The following is a 17,631-nucleotide window of genomic DNA, read 5'->3' as shown; positions in this document are numbered from 1 at the left end:
GCAGTCTCAGAGGTCGGCAGCGCTAATGCGATGCGTGCGTCCACGCAACGCGTCCAAGAGTTTCACGAATGGACGCCCTTTCACGGCAAGTGTAAGTTGCAGCGCTGGCGACGCTCTTCAGCGCCTACTACGTACAATAAATCCGTCCACGAGGAGATCCCTTGAGCAAGGCCACGTCCGTATCGCTGCGCGTGCTTTCGACCGCGCTTTCGGCTGCGTTTTCGTTCGCGCTAGTGGGTTCGCTGTTCGGCGCGCTGGTATGCGCGAGCCCGGCGCGCGCGCAGTCCGCCGTCGCCGCAAGCGCCCCGCAGTCGCGGCTCGACGAAGTCATCGCGCGCGGTACGCTTCGGGCTTGTGCAACAGGGGACTACAAGCCGTACTCGTACTACAAACCAGACGGACAATTCGAAGGCATCGACATCGACATGACCGAGTCGCTTGCGAAGTCGCTCGGTGTGAAGGCGGAATTCGTGAAGACGACCTGGCCCAACCTGTTGAACGACTTCGTCTCGAAGTGCGATATCGCGGTAGGCGGCGTATCGACCACGCTCGATCGCCAGAAGCGTGCATTCTTCACCGAGCCTTACCAGGTGGACGGCAAAACACCAATCGTTCGATGCGACGACATGAAGAAGTATCAGACGGTCGAGCAGATCGATCAGGCCTCCACGCGTGTAATCGTGAACCCGGGCGGCACCAATGAGCGCTTCGCCAAGCAGTATTTCCCGCATGCGAAGCTGACCGTCTACCCGGATAACGTCTCCGTGTTCAAGCAGATCGCCGACGGCCACGCCGATGTGATGGTGACTGACGCGTCCGAGACGCTGCTTCAGCAGAAGCTGAATCCGGGGCTATGCTCGGTCCATCCGGACAAACCATTCCAGTACGGCGAGAAGGCGTGGATGGTGCCGCGCGGCGATGTTGTGTTTCAGCAATATGTCGACCAATGGCTGCACCTTGCGCGAGAAAGCGGTGAATATCAGGCCATTTCCGATAAATGGCTGAAGTAGCCTGGGCTCGACCGACGCACTCGGCCGCTACACTGGCGGAATTCGATGACATCGATCTGTAACTGTACGGTGCGCGCCGATAGGCGCTTATCGCCGGTTGCTTCAAGGCGCTGATCTTGCCTCGCAGCGTGGCGTCGCCCCCCGTTTGCATTGCATCATTTTTCAACACGGCTCGCGTTGCGCCCTTGCAAAACCCTTGGAAGCGACTACGCTTCAACCAACTCCCTCTGCATGTTAGTTATCCGGCGGCAAAATTTCCCGCCGCCAATGCTCGATGAAGCAGCGCAATAAGCCGACTCAATTCGAAGCGGTAAATAGAGATTTACTGATTTTCCTCAGGTCGGTAAAAACGATCTTTTAATCGGCAAATTACGGCAAAAAATCCCGGAGAGCCTTATCTGGCGGGCGTTACAACCTGAAACACTTTGTTACCGCGTTCCCGGTTTAATTCGCCCACAATGCCTCTCACGGGTTCAACACGGATGTGGCTTGGTGTGTGGTGTGAGCGGACATCTTTCATCAAGCCGGTCGGCAAGTCGCCGGGTCCCTGAGAAGGGGCATCCCTGTTGGAGTCGTGGTCGACGGCGATATCGTCGTCCAGTCGATTCCTCCTTTGGTCTCCTCGCGCTAACCCCGTAGCGTGTGGTTTTTAGCGGGCTCCAGGCCCGCTTTTTTTTTGCCTGCTTAACGTTTGCGCAGTGCAGCGTTCAGCTAGTTGCGGCGCCTGTCAGGGCGCCGTTTTCTCGCGCGGCGTCCGGTCTGGTTGGCCCTGGATGCCGCGGTCTGCTGACTTCCTTCGGCTTATCAAGCAGTCTTGTCGAACGACAACTTCAGTTCTTCGATCATCCGCTCGCGCATCACGAACTTCTGCACTTTGCCGGTCACCGTCATCGGCAGTTCGTCGACGAAGCGGATGTACTTAGGCACCTTGTAGTGCGCGATCTGTCCGTGGCAAAACGCCTGGACTTCTTCAGCCGTCGCGTGCTCGCCAGCGCGCAGCACGATCCACGCGCAGACTTCCTCGCCGTATTTCGGGTCCGGCACGCCGAACACCTGCACGCTCTGAATCTTCGGATGACGGAACAGGAATTCCTCGATCTCCCGCGGATAGATGTTCTCCCCGCCGCGGATCAGCATGTCCTTCAAGCGGCCAACGATATTGCAGTAGCCGTCCGCGTCGATCACCGCGAGGTCGCCCGTGTGCATCCAGCCGTCGACGATGCTTTCGCGCGTTTTCGCGTCGTCGTTCCAGTAGCCGCGCATTACCGAGTAGCCCCTTGTGCACAGTTCACCTGTCACGCCGACCGGCACCGTGTCGCCCGCCGGGTCGACCACTTTCACCTCGAGGTGCGGCTGCACACGTCCGACCGTCGTGGTGCGCTTGTCCAACGGATCGGTGGTCGAACTCTGGAACGACACCGGACTCGTTTCCGTCATCCCGTACGCGATCGTGATCTCGGACAGATGCATCTTCGCGACGACCCGCTTCATCGTCTCGATCGGGCACGGCGAGCCGGCCATGATGCCGGTGCGCAGATGCGTCAGATCGAATTGCTCGAAATCGGGGTGGTCGAGTTCGGCGATAAACATCGTCGGCACGCCGTGCAGCGCGGTGCACTTTTCGTCGGATACGGCGGCAAGCGTCGCGGCCGGGTCGAACGCCTCTCCCGGGAACACCATGTTCGCGCCGACCGACACGCACGCGAGCACGGCCAGCACCATGCCGAAACAGTGATAAAGCGGCACGGGAATGCACAACGAATCCTGCTCGGACAGCCGCATCGCCATCGCAATATAGCGTGCGTTGTTGAGCACGTTGCTATGGGTCAGCGTCGCGCCTTTCGGGTTGCCGGTCGTGCCGCTGGTGAACTGGATGTTGATCGGATCGTGCGGCGACAGGCTTGCGGTGATCGCATCGAGCTTTGCGACGTCATACGTCTGGCGGCCCAGTTCGATGACTTCGGAAAAGCACAGCATGCCGCGCGTGTCGGTGTCGCCGACGCGGATCACGATGCGCAGATCGGGAAGACGCGCCACGTGCAAGTCGCCGGGCGTTTGCGTGGGGAGCTCCGGCGCCAACTCCGTGAGCATCTCCAGATACATCGACGATTTGAATCGCTCGGCCGAAATGATCGCCTTGCAGCCAACCTTGTTCAGTGCGTATTCAAGCTCGGCAAGCCGGTATGCCGGATTGATGTTGACGAGAATCGCGCCGATTCGCGCAGTGGCGAACTGCGTCAGTAACCATTCGATGCGATTCGGCGACCAGATGCCGACCCGATCGCCGTTGCCGATACCGAGCGCCGTCAAAGCCGACGCCATGATATCGACCTCCTCAGCGAATTCCCGCCAGGTCCAGCGAATTCCCTGCTCACGGAAGACCACGGCCGGCCGGTCGGGGAAGCGTCGTGCCGTATCGAGCAGGAACTGGCCGACCGTCGCAGTGCTCAGCGGGATATCGGTCGAACCGCGCAGATAGGAAATCCCATCCTTAGGCGAGATAAGCGCGTCGCCACCCGCTGCCTGAGGTCCGGACGAGGGTCTATCTTCGGTCGCCGCCATGCTGTTTGTCTCCAATGTCGGCCAAAGTTGGCGCCTTTGCGCCTCTCCGGTCCGATGCAGGTACTGGAAGGGGTTCCCGCTTTTGCAAAAATGGATTTGCAAGAGATTGTGCCACCTGCCTGTTCGCCGGCGGCATCAAGTCTTTCCCTCACCTTTCAACTTCCGCTGTTCGGCTCTCAGGCCACGGCCTTACGCGCGCCTTTGCGCGTCGATGCCTGGCGACCTTTACGTTAACGTCAAGTAACGCGCAAATAAAAAGCAGCCACAAGGGCTGCCTCTTATCCCACCGCGTTATTCGCCGGCTGCGCCGCTTAGTGCTGGCCGCGCAGTTTGCGAAGACGCTGAATCGCCGCCAGCTGAGCCGTCGCATACGCAAGCTCCGCCTGCGCGGTTGCGTATTCAAGGTTCGAGCCGGTGTTTTGCAACGCTTCTTCCGCGCGCTTGCGAGCCTGCTCGGCCTTCGCCTCGTCGAGATCCTTGCCGCGAATCGCGGTATCGGCCAGAACCGTTACCGCACCCGGTTGAACCTCGAGAATGCCGCCAGCGACGAACACGAATTCCTCTTCGCCGCTTTCCGATTCGATGCGCACGGCACCCGGACGAATCCGCGTGATCAGCGGCGTGTGGCCCGGCAGAATGCCGAGCTCGCCCGCCTCGCCCGGCAGCGCGACGAACTTCGCCTGGCCCGAGAAGATCTCTTCTTCCGCGCTGACGACGTCTACCTTGATAGTTGCCATAAAGTCTCGACTCCTGTCGATTGAGCGTAATGCATGTGGCGCGGTTCTTCGCATCTACTGGCACCGGTGATCACCACCGCCGCAGCATCGCTCAGAAACCCACGCCTCGTTGCCGACGCGTCAACCGTTACTGGATCTTCTTGGCCTTTTCAAAGGCTTCGTCGATCGTGCCGACCATATAGAACGCCTGCTCCGGCAGGTGATCGCATTCGCCATCGACGATCATCTTGAAGCCGCGGATCGTTTCCTTCAGCGGCACGTACTTGCCCGGCGAGCCAGTGAACACTTCCGCGACGTGGAACGGCTGCGACAGGAAACGCTGGATCTTACGAGCGCGCGCGACCGACAGCTTGTCTTCCGGCGACAGTTCGTCCATACCCAGAATCGCGATAATGTCGCGCAGTTCCTTGTAGCGTTGCAGCGTCTGCTGCACCGAGCGCGTGATCGTGTAGTGCTCTTCGCCGATCACGTGCGGGTCAATCTGGCGCGACGTCGAGTCGAGCGGGTCCACCGCGGGGTAGATACCGAGCGACGCGATATCGCGCGACAGCACGACCGTTGCGTCCAGGTGGCCGAAGGTCGTTGCCGGCGACGGGTCGGTCAAGTCATCCGCAGGCACGTACACGGCCTGCACCGACGTAATCGAACCGGTCTTCGTCGACGTAATGCGCTCCTGCAGCTTGCCCATTTCTTCAGCGAGCGTCGGCTGATAACCCACCGCCGACGGCATACGGCCGAGCAGTGCCGATACTTCGGTACCGGCCAGCGTGAAACGGTAGATGTTGTCGACGAAGAACAGCACGTCGAGGCCTTCGTCACGGAAGTGCTCGGCCATCGTCAGGCCCGTCAGCGCGACGCGCAGACGGTTGCCCGGCGGCTCGTTCATCTGGCCGTACACCAGCGCGACCTTGTCCAGAACGTTCGAGTCCTTCATTTCGTGGTAGAAGTCGTTCCCTTCACGGGTCCGCTCGCCCACGCCCGCGAACACAGAGTAACCGCCATGTTCCTTCGCGATGTTGTTGATCAGCTCCATCATGTTGACGGTCTTGCCCACGCCCGCACCGCCGAACAGACCAACCTTGCCGCCCTTCGCGAACGGGCAGATCAGGTCGATAACCTTGATGCCGGTTTCGAGCAGTTCAGTCGACGGCGACAGTTCGTCGAATGCCGGCGCCTTCTGGTGGATCGAGCGCATCGTGTCGCTCGAGATCGGGCCGGCTTCGTCGATCGGACGACCCAGCACATCCATGATGCGGCCGAGCGTCGGCTTGCCGACCGGCACGCTGATCGGCTTCGAGGTGTTCTTCACCATCACGCCGCGGCGCAGGCCGTCGGACGAACCCAGACAGATGGTCCGTACGACGCCGTCGCCCAGCTGCTGCTGGACTTCGAGCGTCAGTTCCGAACCTTCGAGAATGAGCGCGTCATACACCTTCGGCATGTGTTCACGCGGGAATTCCACGTCGATCACCGCGCCGATGCACTGTACGATCTTGCCTTCTACCAAAGCAGTTGTACTCATCGCTTTTCCTTTAGATACTCAATTCTTCACTCGCGCTACGGCGCGGTTGGTTGCCCGCAGCTTGTTCTTTGGTGCGCAGCGGCGCCGCTTTTGAGCCGCTCGCCGCGCGCTACGCTCAGACTGCCGCCGCGCCGCTGACGATCTCCGACAGTTCCTTCGTGATCGCTGCCTGGCGGCTCTTGTTGTACGACAGCTGCAACTCGTTGATGACCGTCTTTGCGTTGTCCGAAGCGGCCTTCATTGCGACCATGCGAGCCGACTGCTCCGACGCCATGTTTTCCGCGACGGCCTGATACACCAGCGCTTCGACATAACGCACCAGCAGTTCGTCGACCACCGTTTGCGCGTCCGGCTCGTAGATGTAGTCCCACGACGTGCTCGGCGTTGCCTTGTCGCCTTCTTCGACGCCCTCGAACTTATCGGCCGTCAACGGCAGCAACTGCTCGATCACCGGCTCCTGCTTCATCGTGTTGATAAAGCGCGTGTACGCGAGGTACACCGCCGAGACCTTGCCTTCCGAGTACAGGTCGAGTTGCACCTTCACCGCGCCGATCAGCTTTTCGAGGTGCGGCGTGTCGCCCAGCTGCACGACATTCGACGAGACCTTCGCCCGCAGACGGTTCAGAAACCCGAGGCCCTTGCTGCCGATCGCGGTTGCATCGATCGTCTTGCCTTCGGCTTCCAGTTCCTTGAACTTCTGCAGCGACGCACGCAGCACGTTCGTATTCATCCCGCCGCACAGACCTTTGTCAGTGGTGACGAGAATGAAGCCGGCGGTCTTCGCGCCTTCGTTCGCCACCATGAACGGATGACGATACTCAGGGTTCGCACGGCTCATATGCGCGGCGATGTCACGGACCTTGTCGGCGTACGGACGGGCAGCGCGCATGCGCTCCTGCGCGCGGCGCATCTTGGATGCGGCAACCATCTCCATCGCTTTGGTGATCTTGCGCGTGTTTTGCACGCTCTTGATCTTCCCGCGAATTTCCTTCATTCCAGCCATTGCTTGCTCCTTGATCGAAACCGCGCGGGCGTGCTGTGTTGCTACCCGCGCTGCTTCGAGGTCCGGTTAGATCTCGCGGATCGGATCAGTAAGCGCCGGACTTTTTGAAGTCCTTCAGAGCCGCATGCAGCGCGGCTTCGTCGTCCTTCGCCAGGTCCTTGTTGTCTTCGATGCGCTTGATCAGATCGGCGTGGCTCGTCTTCAGGTATTCGCGCAGGCCGCGTTCGAACGCGAGCACGTCCTTCACTTCCAGATCGTCCAGGTAACCGTTGTTCGCGGCGAACAGCGCCACGGCCAGTTCCCACACCTGCAGCGGCTGATACTGCGGCTGCTTCAGCAGTTCCGTCACGCGGCGGCCGCGCTCGAGCTGCTTGCGGGTCGCTTCGTCGAGGTCGGACGCGAACTGCGCGAAGGCAGCCAGTTCACGGTACTGCGCGAGGTCGGTACGAATACCGCCTGACAGCTTCTTCACGACCTTCGTCTGCGCCGCACCGCCCACACGCGACACCGACACACCAGCGTTGATCGCCGGGCGGATACCCGCGTTGAAGAGGTCGGTCTCAAGGAAGATCTGACCGTCGGTAATCGAGATCACGTTGGTCGGAACGAACGCGGTCACGTCGCCGGCCTGCGTTTCGATCACCGGCAGCGCGGTCAACGAACCGCTCTTGCCTTTCACTTCACCGTTCGTGAACTTCTCGACGTACTCTTCCGATACGCGCGCGGCGCGCTCGAGCAGACGCGAGTGCAGATAGAACACGTCCCCCGGATACGCTTCGCGGCCCGGCGGACGGCGCAGCAGCAGCGAGATCTGGCGATACGCCCAAGCCTGCTTGGTCAAATCGTCATAGATGATCAGCGCATCTTGACCGCGGTCGCGGAAGTATTCGCCCATCGTGCAGCCGGCATACGGCGACAGGTACTGCATCGCTGCCGATTCCGACGCCGACGCGGCGACCACGATCGTGTATTCGAGCGCGCCCGTTTCTTCGAGCTTGCGCACCACGTTCATGATCGACGAAGCCTTCTGGCCGATCGCGACGTAGATACAGATCAGGTCCTTGCCCTTCTGGTTGATGATCGTGTCGACTGCCACGGCGGTCTTGCCGCACTGACGGTCGCCGATGATCAGCTCACGCTGGCCGCGGCCGATCGGCACCATCGAGTCGATCGATTTCAGACCCGTTTGCACCGGCTGCGACACCGACTTACGCCAGATCACGCCCGGCGCGATCTTTTCGATTGCGTCGGTCATTTTCGCGTTGACCGGGCCCTTGCCGTCGATCGGATTGCCCAGTGCATCGACCACACGGCCGACCAGTTCCGGGCCCACCGGCACTTCAAGAATGCGGCCCGTCGTCTTGACGATGTCGCCTTCCGAGATGTGCTCGTACTCACCGAGAATCACGGCGCCGACCGAGTCGCGCTCGAGGTTCAGCGCGAGGCCATACGTGTTGCCCGGAAACTCGAGCATTTCGCCCTGCATCACTTCCGACAGGCCGTGAATGCGCACGATGCCGTCGGTCACGGAGATCACGGTGCCCTGGTTGCGAACGTCTGCGCTCGCTTCAAGGCCCTGGATCCGGCTCTTGATCAGCTCGCTGATCTCAGAGGGATTGAGTTGCATTATTCGCTCCTGATAGTCAATTCTGTTGCGTGCCAGCCGCTATGCGCGTTCTACGCCGCCGTGTGCAAAATCAGGCGGTCAGCGCCGTCTGCATCCTGGCCAGCCGCGCGTGGACCGAGGTATCGAGCACTTCGTCACCCACCGTCACGCGAACGCCGCCGATCAGCGACGAATCGACCTGAACAGTCGGCTTCAGCTTGCATTTAAACTTGCGTTCGAGTGCCGCGACGAGTTCATTCAGTTGCTGGCCTTCGAGCGGAAATGCGCTCACGATCAGCGCGTCGGCCGCACCATCACGGGCGTTTTTCAGCGCTTCGAATTGCGTCGCGATTTCCGGCAGCAGCGGCAGCCGATGGTTGTCGACCAGCATCTGCACGAAGTTCTTGGCCTGTGCGTCGTCTTTCAGCGGCGACTTCACGGCCGCCAGCACGAGATCGACGACCTGCGCGCGGTTCACCTTCGGGCTCGTCGCGATCGACTCCACCTCAGGCAAGCTCGAAACCTGAGCCAGTTCATGCGTGAGCGTGGACCAGCCGGCGATGTCACCTGCTTGCGCGACGGCAAACAGCGCTTCAGCGTACGGACGGGCGATAGTGGCGAGTTCGGCCATGATCAGAGCTCGGTTTTGAGTTGATTCAGCAGATCGGCGTGAACCGACTGGTTCACTTCACGCTTCAGGATCTGTTCGGCACCCTTCACCGCAAGCGCCGCGACTTCGCCGCGCAGCGCTTCGCGCGCCTTCACGATTTGCTGGTCGGCATCGGCCTTCGCCTGAGCGATGATCCGGGCGGCTTCGGCTTGCGCCTGCGCCTTGATTTCGTCAGCGACTGCCACAGCGCGCTTTTCGGCTTCAGCGATGCGCTGCTGGCCGTCGTTGCGAGCCTGCGCAAGCTCCTCGCCGACGCGCTTATGCGCGGCTTCGAGTTCCGCCTTGCCCTTTTCGGCGGCCGACAGGCCATCGGCGATTTTCTTCGCGCGCTCGTCGAGGGCGTTGACCAACGGCGGCCACACGAACTTCATCGTGAACCACGCGAGGATCAGGAACACGACCATTTGCGCAAACAGAGTTGCGTTGAGATTCACGGTGTTTCCTTAAATGTTGCTAGTTCGGACGGGGAAACGGGAAATGGCAAGGCGCTCATCGAATCAGTGCTCGATCAGCGCCTAGTACCCGTTCCGCTTAGCGCCATTCCCTGTTATAGGTCAGGCGCGCAGTTCCGAGGAACCTCAGCCTGCCAGCTTCGACAGCAGCGGGTTCGCGAACGCAAACAGCATGGCCACACCAACGCCGATCAGGAACGCCGCATCGATCAGACCTGCGAGCAGGAACATCTTCGTTTGCAGCGGGTTCATCAGTTCCGGCTGGCGGGCGCACGCTTCAATGTACTTGCCGCCCATCAGGCCGATACCGATACAGGCGCCGATAGCACCCAGGCCGATGATGATGCCGATACCGATGGCGGTCAGACCCTGGATGTTGGCGATGAAAGCTTGCATGATCACTCCTTTGTGAAAAGTCTTTTTGGAACTGGGATTTAGAGAAAGTTAAAGCGATTCTTTTAGCCGACAGGACCGGGGTTAATGGCTGTCGTGTGCCTGGCCGATGTACACCAGCGTCAGCATCATGAAAATGAACGCCTGCAGCAGAACGATCAGGATGTGGAAGATCGCCCACACGCTGCCCGCAATCACATGGCCGATGAAGCCAAGCACCGTCGTGTCCGCACCGAAGTTCCAGATGCTGCCCAGCAGGGCAATCAGCAGGAACAGCAGTTCGCCCGCGTACATGTTGCCGAACAGCCGCATGCCGAGCGAGACCGTCTTCGCGACGAACTCGATGATGTTCAGTGCAAGGTTCGGGATCCACAGCAGCGGATGCGCGCCGAACGGGGCGGACAGCAGCTCGTGCACGAAGCCACCTGCGCCCTTGATCTTGAAGTTGTAATAGATCATCAGCACGAACACGCCGAGCGCGATACCAAGCGTGCCGTTCAGATCGGCGGTCGGCACGATGCGATGATGGGGAATGATTTCCGACAGTCCCAGCCAGCCGATGATGCGCGGCGGCAAGTCGACCGGGATGAAGTCCATCGCGTTCATCAGCGCGACCCAGACGAACACAGTCAGCGCCAGCGGTGCGATAAATGCGCGATTGCCGTGGATCATCGATTTAGATTGGTCTTCGACCATCTCGACGAGCATTTCGACCGCGCACTGGAAGCGGCCCGGAACGCCCGGCGTGGCTTTGCGCGCTGCGAGGCGCAACACGAGAATGGTGACGAGGCCGCAGACGATCGACCAGAAAAGCGTGTCGAGATTCCAGACGTGAATGTCGAAAATCGACGTCTGATGCGCGGTGGAGAGATTCTGCAAGTGGTGCGCGATGTACTCGGACGGATCCAGAGCGCGCGTTCCTTCGCTAGCTGCCATATCGTTATTGCCACCCAAATTGTCGAAAATCGTTCTAGGCCGCCCGCGCCGTTTGCGTCGCGGGCCTGCCCGGCGCGGGCCGTCTCGAGCCCGCACGCCTATACCGACGCCGTATTCGTGCTACCGCGTCAGCCAGTGTTCTTTACCTTCGTTACCGCCAGGCCAGTGCAATCCAGTACGTCTTGAGCGCGATCAGGTAGGTGACGAGCAGCGGCACCCACTGCACCCCGTGATACCAGAACGCGATAGCGACGAACATCGCGATCGTCGCCCCCATCTTGAGCGCTTCGCCGATCATCCAGCTCATCACTGTCTCAGCGCCGCTCAACTTCTTAAGACGTGCCGCGAACAGCGCGCTCGGCACCCAGCAAATCGCTCCCCCAAGGAATGCGGACAGCGCAGCATCGCCCGGCGGCTTGTAGAACAGCCACCACAGCAACGTCGCACCCAGGGACAAAACCATTTGCGCTGCCACCACCTTGTAAGGCGTGACGCGCGATGGACGACTCACGTTCGGACCGAATAGCTTTTCTGCCTCTGCCCGTGTGAGCGAAACGATATTGTTATCTTGTTGCTCAGCATCCCACGCATCGTGATGCGCAGCACGCAGACCTCGAGACGAATCTGAATTCGTCTCAGAGACAGCATGCTCAGTACGGTGTTCGTCGTCGCTTTGCTTCGGCGCATGATCCGACGCCGTGCCCGACTTTTGTACCGCCATTGCAGTGTCCCGCCAAGTTCTGTTCAGCCCGCGAGCTTACTCACCGCTTACGGGGGTGCCTAGCAAATAAATCCGGGGGATTGTAAGCGATAGTTGCAGGCAATTCAAGACTTTAGGGTACTCAATAAATACCCGCCGACCGACGCTTGCGATACAAAAACATGTCTCTTTTGAGGGAAACGGACGCGAACTGTAAGCGACGTTCCAGCGCGCTCGAGATGCTACGGTTTCGAAGTTTTTTCAGCGCATTTTCGACGCTGAACCGGTTTTTTCATGCGTTGTGAGTGGGTGTCAGAAATGCAACAGCACCCAGGCGCCGAGCACGCCAGCAACGAGCCAGAACGGCACGGAAAAAGCGTGGAACAGCGTCAACATGCCGCGCTCGTTCGAGAGCCTCATCGCGATCAGATTCGCGAGCGATCCGATTGCGATACCGAAGCCGCCGACGCTGACGCCGAATGCCAACGCGCGCCAGTCTTTGGAAAACTCGGCCAGCATGATCGCGGCTGGGACGTTGCTAATGCCCTGCGATAGCACCGCGCCCGCTATATAGGTTCTTAACGGCGTGGTGAGGTGCCATGCGCTAACGGTGTTGTGCACGTACGGCAAGGCGGCAACACTGCGCAGCACGATAAACATCAGCACGAAAATCAGCAGCAGCAGCCAATCGATCTTCAACACGACTGACGGACGCCAGATCAGAAAACCGAGCGCAACGCCAGCGAGGGCAATGCCGGGCCGATGTGCATCCGCGAGCAGCACGAACGCGACGAACAAAAACGACGCGATAGCCATCATCGGGCGGTGGACCGGATGCGGCTCGACGTCTTGCGACAGATCGAGCGGCACGGCACGAAAAGACGCGACGGTCAGCAGATACAGCATCGCCATCATTACCGCGCATAGCGGCGCGAGCGCCCAGATAAAACGGCCAAACGACACACCGCTCGTCTGCCAGAGAAACAGATTTTGCGGATTGCCGAGCGGCGTCAGAATCGAGCCCGCATTCACCGCGAGCGCGATGAACACGACGAGCCGCTTCAACGGCAGCGGTGTCAGCTTATGCAGCGACAACGCGAGCGGCACGACAACGAACAACGCGACATCGTTTGTCAGCACTGTCGACAATGCTGCGGCAAGGCCAACCATCAGACACGCAAGCGCACGCTCGGTATGAATGTGATGGACCACACGATGCGCGGCCCACATCAGGAATCCTGATGATTCGACTGCTTTGGTCAGAATCAGCAGGCCTGTGAGCGTCAGTACAGTCTGCCAGTCGACCAAGGCAGGCAGCGACATCCATGGTCGCGAGTGAAAAATCTGCAACAGGACGAGCGCGAACGCGAGGATCGCGAGCACGGGTTCCTTTGCGACGAATTGCCAGATTGCCCGCAGCACAGCATGCGCGGGCCCAAGCGCGCGTTCCGCGGACGGCACGATGAATGCGCTTAAGCCGTCGTCGCGTTGCCGCGAAGGCGCGCGAGAATGCCTTCCAGCGCGTCGAGATCGCCGAACTCGACCGTCACCTGGCCGCGGCCGCGGCGCCCGAGCTTGATCCTCACCGTAGCGGCGAGCAGATCCGACAGTTCTTCCTCGAGCCGCCGCGTATCGCGGCCACCGTCGTGGTCGACACGCGCTCTCGGAGCGGGCGCTGCTTTGTTGGTCGCCGTGACGAGTTTTTCCGTCTCCCGCACCGACATGCCCTTATTCACCACCTGATTCGCGAGCGTGATTTGCGTCGCCGAATCGACCGCGAGCAGCGCGCGCGCGTGGCCCATGTCGAGATCGCCGGCGAGCAGCATCGTCTGCACCGGCGCCGCGAGGTTCAGCAAACGCAGCAGGTTCGACACCGCGCTGCGCGAGCGGCCAACCGATTCGGCTGCCTGCTCATGCGTGAAATGAAATTCGTCGAGCAGACGCTGAATGCCCTGCGCCTCTTCAAGCGGGTTCAGGTCTTCGCGCTGAATGTTCTCGATCAGCGCCATCGCCGCGGCGGCCTGGTCCGGCACATCGCGCACCAGCACGGGCACTTCGTCGAGGCCCGCGAGGTGCGCGGCGCGGAACCGGCGCTCCCCGGCGATGATTTCGAACTTCTCGCCGCCGATCGGCCGCACGAGAATCGGCTGCATCAGCCCCTGCGCACGAATGCTGGCCGCGAGTTCCTGCAATGCACCCTCGTCCATTCGCGTGCGCGGCTGATACTTGCCCGCCTGCATCCGCGACAGCGGCAGCGTATGCGGCGCGCTATCGATCTTCACGGCTTCGGTGATGTCCGCACTTCCGCCAAGCAGCGCCTCGAGTCCTCTGCCCAGCCCTTTCTTCCTTGCCACTGCGTTCATCGTATTCCCTCGGTCCGCTTTGGATGATTGGCGTTGTGTGGTCATAGCGTGCGCACCCGCTCGATCATTTCCGCGCCGAACTGCACGTACGCCTGCGCACCGCGCGACGCGCGGTCGAAAACCACACCCGGCAGGCCGTAACTCGGCGCCTCGGCGAGCCGCACGTTGCGTGGAATCACCGCGTCGAACACCTTGTCGCCGAAATGCTCCTTCAATTGGTCGGACACCTGTTGCTGTAACGTGATGCGCGGATCGAACATCACGCGCAGCAGGCCGATCACCTTCAGGTCGCGGTTCATGTTCGCGTGCACCTGCTTGATCGTGTTGACGAGATCCGACAGGCCCTCAAGCGCGAAATATTCGCATTGCATCGGGATCACGACGCCGTGCGCCGCGCACAGCCCGTTCAGCGTCAGCAGCGACAGCGCCGGCGGACAGTCGATCAGCACGAAGTCGTAGTCTTCGACCACATGCTGCAGCGCCTCCTTCAATTGGCGCTCACGATTCTGCACACCGACCAGTTCGATTTCGGCGCCGGCAAGCTCGCGATTCGCCGGCAGCACATCGTAGGAGACCGCTTCGGATTTCACTCGCGCATCGGCGACCGACACACCATCGCACAGCACTTCATAGACGGTGTTTTCGCACGCGGCCTTATCGACGCCACTGCCCATCGTCGCGTTGCCTTGCGGATCGAGATCGATAAGCAGAACACGTTGTCCCTGCGATGCGAGGCTCGCGGCGAGATTGACAGCTGTCGTCGTTTTGCCGACTCCGCCCTTCTGGTTCGCAACGCAGAAGATTTTTGCCATCTTGGATGTGTCCCTTGCTGCCTGAATGTTTGGTATGGGGTGCTTCGTTGCGGCCAATCGGCGTCACTCGGACGCTACGGACTGCCCGTCGACCCGCACTTCGACCAGATGCCGTTCCGCGTCCAGTGATGGCACTTCGAGCCGGATGATCTGCTTCGCTTCGGCGCCAGCCGGCAAGCGCGCGATCTCGGCATCCGGACGCACGCCCTTCATTGCCCAGATCGCGCCATTTTCCGCGACCAGATGACGGGCCAGTGTAACGAAATCCGCGAGCTCTGCGAATGCGCGCGACACAATCACATCGAATTTTTCCGGCACTTCGACGCCCGGACGCAGCGTTTCGACCCGTCCGGTCACCACCGACAGGTTAGCGAGCCCCAGTTCGGCCTTCGCCTGGGCCTGGAACGCGGTCTTTTTCTGCACGATATCGTTGAGCGCGACGCGCCAGTCAGGCAGCGCGATCGCGAGCACAATGCCGGGCAAACCGCCGCCGGAGCCGACATCGAGCGCCGACAATGACGACCGCCCTCGCCCCGCGAGATGCGGAACGATCGATAGCGAATCGAGGATGTGCTGGATCAACATCTGTCGCGGGTCGCGAATCGCCGTCAGGTTGTAGACGGCATTCCATTTCGCGAGCAACGCGACATAGTCAAGCAGCTTCGCGGATTGCGTGTCGGTCAGGTCGACCTTCAGTGCGCGGGCACCTTCGTCGAGCATCGCCGCCAGCGTGTCGCGGCTGGCGGCGGCCGGACTTCCTGGGCGCGCCGTCATTGAGCCACCGGCGTGCCGTCCGCGCCGGAGTCGGCCGCCGGGTTGGCCGCGGGGTTGGCCAATTTGACCGTGCGTCGACCCAGACCGCGCTTCAGGTGCACCATCAGCAACGAGATCGCGGCAGGCGTAATGCCGGAGATGCGTGAGGCCTGACCGATCGTTTCCGGCCGGAATTGCGCGAGCTTCTGACGCGCTTCGAACGACAGACCGCGCACTTCCGCGTAGTCGAGACCTTCTGGTAGCCGAGTGTTTTCGTGCGCCTCATTGCGCTCGATCTCGTCGGCCTGGCGATCGATATAGCCTTGATACTTGATGCCGATTTCGATCTGTTCCTTGATCTGGTCGAGCAAGGCCGGTTCGTCGGCGAGTGCCTCCCCAGGTGCGCACGCACCTTCTCGCAATCCACACACGCCGTCATATGTCACTCCCGGGCGGCGCAGCAGTTCGGCGAGGCTGTACTCATGGTCGATCGGCTTGCCGAGCAACGCAGTCGCTTCGTCAGAGGAAAGCGTCTTGGGTGTCACCCATGTCGCACGCAGACGCTCCGTTTCACGTGAAACAGCGTCGCGCTTGCGGCTGAACGCATCCCATCGCTCGTCATCGACAACGCCCAGCTCGCGGCCGATTTCCGTCAAACGCATATCGGCATTGTCTTCACGCAAGCTCAGACGATATTCGGCGCGGCTGGTAAACATCCGGTACGGCTCGGACACACCCCGCGTCACGAGGTCGTCGACCAGCACACCGAGGTAAGCCTGATCACGACGCGGACACCACGCGTCCCTGCCCTGCACTTGCAGACCCGCGTTGATACCAGCGAGCAAGCCCTGCGCGGCTGCCTCTTCATAGCCCGTCGTGCCGTTGATTTGCCCCGCAAAGAACAATCCTTGGATCGCTTTCGTTTCCAGCGAAGCCTTCAGTGCGCGCGGGTCAAAGTAGTCGTATTCGATCGCATAGCCCGGCCGCAGGATGTGCGCGTGCTCGAGACCGCGCATCGAGCGGACCAGTTCTAGCTGCACGTCAAACGGCAGGCTCGTCGAAATACCATTCGGGTAGAACTCGTTCGTCGTCAGCCCTTCCGGCTCGAGGAAAATCTGGTGCGATTCCTTCGATGCGAACCGGTGAATCTTGTCCTCAATCGACGGGCAATAGCGCGGCCCCACGCCTTCAATCACGCCCGTGTACATCGGCGATCGGTCGAGTCCGCCCCGGATGATGTCGTGCGTATGCGCATTGGTATGCGTGATCCAGCACGGCACCTGGCGCGGATGCTGTTCGGCGCGGCCGAGGAACGAGAACACCGGCACTGGGTCAAGATCGCCCGGTTGCTCTTCGACCTTCGAAAAGTCGATCGTCCGGCCGTCGATACGCGGTGGCGTACCGGTCTTAAGCCGACCTTGCGGTAGCTTCAGTTCCTTCAGACGCGCAGACAGCGACACCGCCGCTGGGTCGCCGGCCCGCCCGCCGGTGTAGTTGTTGAGGCCAACATGGATCTTGCCGTCGAGGAACGTCCCCGCCGTCAGTACGACCGCGCGGGAGCGAAAGCGGATGCCGACCTGCGTGACCGCACCAACCACGCGATCGCCCTCGACCATCAGATCGTCGACCGACTGCTGGAACAGCCACAGATTCGGCTGATTCTCCAGGCGCCGGCGGATCGCCTGCTTGTACAGCAGCCGATCGGCTTGTGCGCGCGTTGCGCGAACCGCGGGTCCCTTCGATGAATTGAGGATGCGGAACTGGATGCCGCCTTCATCGGTAGCCGCCGCCATCGCACCACCGAGCGCATCCACTTCCTTCACCAGATGGCCCTTGCCAATGCCACCAATCGATGGATTGCAGCTCATCTGACCGAGCGTCTCGATGTTGTGTGTCAACAGCAACGTCTTGTTGCCCATGCGCGCGGACGCCAGCGCGGCTTCGGTGCCGGCGTGCCCGCCGCCGACGACGATTACGTCGAATTCTGTGGGATAAAGCATGGGAGATCTCACGCAGACTGATCGCGTGAGCCTTTCAGAAAAATGTATTGGCGAATTATAGCGGGTTCGCTTTTGGCCCGATTTACGACCGATTCGTCGCAGGGACAAAAAA

The 17,631-nt window shown here is 60.9% G+C and carries 16 protein-coding genes; 1 reads left to right on the top strand and 15 read right to left on the bottom strand.

All coding sequences use genetic code 11. The features are described from left to right. Positions 1 to 254: 254 nt before the first annotated feature. Complete coding sequence (locus BX592_RS09740; RefSeq protein WP_377681659.1) at positions 255 to 1,010, top strand: transporter substrate-binding domain-containing protein; 756 nt, start codon at positions 255 to 257, stop codon at positions 1,008 to 1,010. A gap of 804 nt (positions 1,011 to 1,814) precedes the next feature. On the opposite strand, the gene BX592_RS09735 is transcribed toward BX592_RS09740, so the two are convergent. From BX592_RS09735 to mnmG, 15 genes are all read right to left on the bottom strand, one after another. Beyond that, positions 1,815 to 3,572 (bottom strand): AMP-binding protein, encoded by a 1,758-nt coding sequence (locus BX592_RS09735; RefSeq protein WP_134191539.1) that lies wholly within the window; start codon positions 3,570 to 3,572, stop codon positions 1,815 to 1,817. A gap of 311 nt (positions 3,573 to 3,883) precedes the next feature. Next, the gene (locus tag BX592_RS09730) at positions 3,884 to 4,309 is read right to left on the bottom strand and encodes a F0F1 ATP synthase subunit epsilon (protein ID WP_134191537.1); all 426 of its coding nucleotides are present in this window, start codon (positions 4,307 to 4,309) and stop codon (positions 3,884 to 3,886) included. A gap of 127 nt (positions 4,310 to 4,436) precedes the next feature. Beyond that, positions 4,437 to 5,831 carry a F0F1 ATP synthase subunit beta gene (atpD, locus tag BX592_RS09725; RefSeq protein WP_134191535.1) on the bottom strand — a complete coding sequence of 465 codons (1,395 nt, stop codon included), beginning with the start codon at positions 5,829 to 5,831 and terminating at the stop codon, positions 4,437 to 4,439. Positions 5,832 to 5,946: 115 nt separating this feature from the next. After that, a complete protein-coding gene (gene atpG / locus BX592_RS09720; RefSeq protein WP_134191533.1) occupies positions 5,947 to 6,834 on the bottom strand; it encodes a F0F1 ATP synthase subunit gamma in 888 nt (295 codons plus the stop codon). 85 nt (positions 6,835 to 6,919) lie between these two features. Beyond that, positions 6,920 to 8,461, bottom strand: a complete 1,542-nt coding sequence (gene atpA / locus BX592_RS09715) for a F0F1 ATP synthase subunit alpha (protein ID WP_134191531.1) — start codon at positions 8,459 to 8,461, stop codon at positions 6,920 to 6,922. Between the two features lie 70 nt (positions 8,462 to 8,531). Further along, positions 8,532 to 9,071, bottom strand: a complete 540-nt coding sequence (locus BX592_RS09710; RefSeq protein WP_134191529.1) for a F0F1 ATP synthase subunit delta — start codon at positions 9,069 to 9,071, stop codon at positions 8,532 to 8,534. A 2-nt stretch (positions 9,072 to 9,073) separates the two neighbouring features. Further along, positions 9,074 to 9,544 carry a F0F1 ATP synthase subunit B gene (locus tag BX592_RS09705; RefSeq protein ID WP_134191527.1) on the bottom strand — a complete coding sequence of 157 codons (471 nt, stop codon included), beginning with the start codon at positions 9,542 to 9,544 and terminating at the stop codon, positions 9,074 to 9,076. A gap of 144 nt (positions 9,545 to 9,688) precedes the next feature. Further along, on the bottom strand, positions 9,689 to 9,958 hold the full coding sequence (gene atpE / locus BX592_RS09700) for a F0F1 ATP synthase subunit C (protein WP_007180033.1): 270 nt from the start codon (positions 9,956 to 9,958) through the stop codon (positions 9,689 to 9,691). A gap of 81 nt (positions 9,959 to 10,039) precedes the next feature. Continuing rightward, positions 10,040 to 10,891 carry a F0F1 ATP synthase subunit A gene (atpB, locus tag BX592_RS09695; RefSeq protein WP_134191525.1) on the bottom strand — a complete coding sequence of 284 codons (852 nt, stop codon included), beginning with the start codon at positions 10,889 to 10,891 and terminating at the stop codon, positions 10,040 to 10,042. A gap of 151 nt (positions 10,892 to 11,042) precedes the next feature. Further along, positions 11,043 to 11,612, bottom strand: coding sequence for an ATP synthase subunit I (locus BX592_RS09690; RefSeq protein ID WP_134191523.1), 570 nt, complete (start codon positions 11,610 to 11,612; stop codon positions 11,043 to 11,045). 291 nt (positions 11,613 to 11,903) lie between these two features. Further along, positions 11,904 to 13,052 (bottom strand): SLC13 family permease, encoded by a 1,149-nt coding sequence (locus BX592_RS09685; protein ID WP_134191521.1) that lies wholly within the window; start codon positions 13,050 to 13,052, stop codon positions 11,904 to 11,906. An 11-nt stretch (positions 13,053 to 13,063) separates the two neighbouring features. Further along, positions 13,064 to 13,954, bottom strand: coding sequence for a ParB/RepB/Spo0J family partition protein (locus tag BX592_RS09680; RefSeq protein ID WP_134191519.1), 891 nt, complete (start codon positions 13,952 to 13,954; stop codon positions 13,064 to 13,066). Between the two features lie 41 nt (positions 13,955 to 13,995). Next, a complete protein-coding gene (locus tag BX592_RS09675) occupies positions 13,996 to 14,766 on the bottom strand; it encodes a ParA family protein (protein WP_134191517.1) in 771 nt (256 codons plus the stop codon). 63 nt (positions 14,767 to 14,829) lie between these two features. Further along, positions 14,830 to 15,540: a 16S rRNA (guanine(527)-N(7))-methyltransferase RsmG gene (rsmG, locus tag BX592_RS09670; protein WP_134191515.1), complete on the bottom strand. Its 711-nt coding sequence runs from the start codon at positions 15,538 to 15,540 to the stop codon at positions 14,830 to 14,832. Beyond that, entirely contained in the window at positions 15,537 to 17,519 is a 1,983-nt protein-coding gene (gene mnmG / locus BX592_RS09665) for a tRNA uridine-5-carboxymethylaminomethyl(34) synthesis enzyme MnmG (RefSeq protein ID WP_134191513.1), read from the bottom strand. Before mnmG ends, rsmG begins: the two co-directional genes overlap by 4 nt. Between the last annotated feature and the right edge of the window lie 112 nt (positions 17,520 to 17,631).

Source organism: Paraburkholderia rhizosphaerae, from assembly GCF_004366595.1.
Classification (GTDB): Bacteria; Pseudomonadota; Gammaproteobacteria; order Burkholderiales; family Burkholderiaceae; genus Paraburkholderia; species Paraburkholderia rhizosphaerae.
The sequence above is the reverse complement of the archived record's forward strand: the minus strand, read 5'-3'. Positions and strand labels throughout refer to the sequence as shown.

Coding starts and splice junctions, on each gene's coding strand:
- BX592_RS09735 (WP_134191539.1), bottom strand. CDS start 3,572: ATGGCGGCGACCGAAGATAGACCCTCGTCCGGACCTCAGGCAGCGGGT.
- BX592_RS09730 (WP_134191537.1), bottom strand. CDS start 4,309: ATGGCAACTATCAAGGTAGACGTCGTCAGCGCGGAAGAAGAGATCTTC.
- atpD (WP_134191535.1), bottom strand. CDS start 5,831: ATGAGTACAACTGCTTTGGTAGAAGGCAAGATCGTACAGTGCATCGGC.
- atpG (WP_134191533.1), bottom strand. CDS start 6,834: ATGGCTGGAATGAAGGAAATTCGCGGGAAGATCAAGAGCGTGCAAAAC.
- atpA (WP_134191531.1), bottom strand. CDS start 8,461: ATGCAACTCAATCCCTCTGAGATCAGCGAGCTGATCAAGAGCCGGATC.
- BX592_RS09710 (WP_134191529.1), bottom strand. CDS start 9,071: ATGGCCGAACTCGCCACTATCGCCCGTCCGTACGCTGAAGCGCTGTTT.
- atpE (WP_007180033.1), bottom strand. CDS start 9,958: ATGCAAGCTTTCATCGCCAACATCCAGGGTCTGACCGCCATCGGTATC.
- atpB (WP_134191525.1), bottom strand. CDS start 10,891: ATGGCAGCTAGCGAAGGAACGCGCGCTCTGGATCCGTCCGAGTACATC.
- BX592_RS09690 (WP_134191523.1), bottom strand. CDS start 11,612: ATGGCGGTACAAAAGTCGGGCACGGCGTCGGATCATGCGCCGAAGCAA.
- BX592_RS09680 (WP_134191519.1), bottom strand. CDS start 13,954: ATGAACGCAGTGGCAAGGAAGAAAGGGCTGGGCAGAGGACTCGAGGCG.
- BX592_RS09675 (WP_134191517.1), bottom strand. CDS start 14,766: ATGGCAAAAATCTTCTGCGTTGCGAACCAGAAGGGCGGAGTCGGCAAA.
- rsmG (WP_134191515.1), bottom strand. CDS start 15,540: ATGACGGCGCGCCCAGGAAGTCCGGCCGCCGCCAGCCGCGACACGCTG.
- mnmG (WP_134191513.1), bottom strand. CDS start 17,519: ATGCTTTATCCCACAGAATTCGACGTAATCGTCGTCGGCGGCGGGCAC.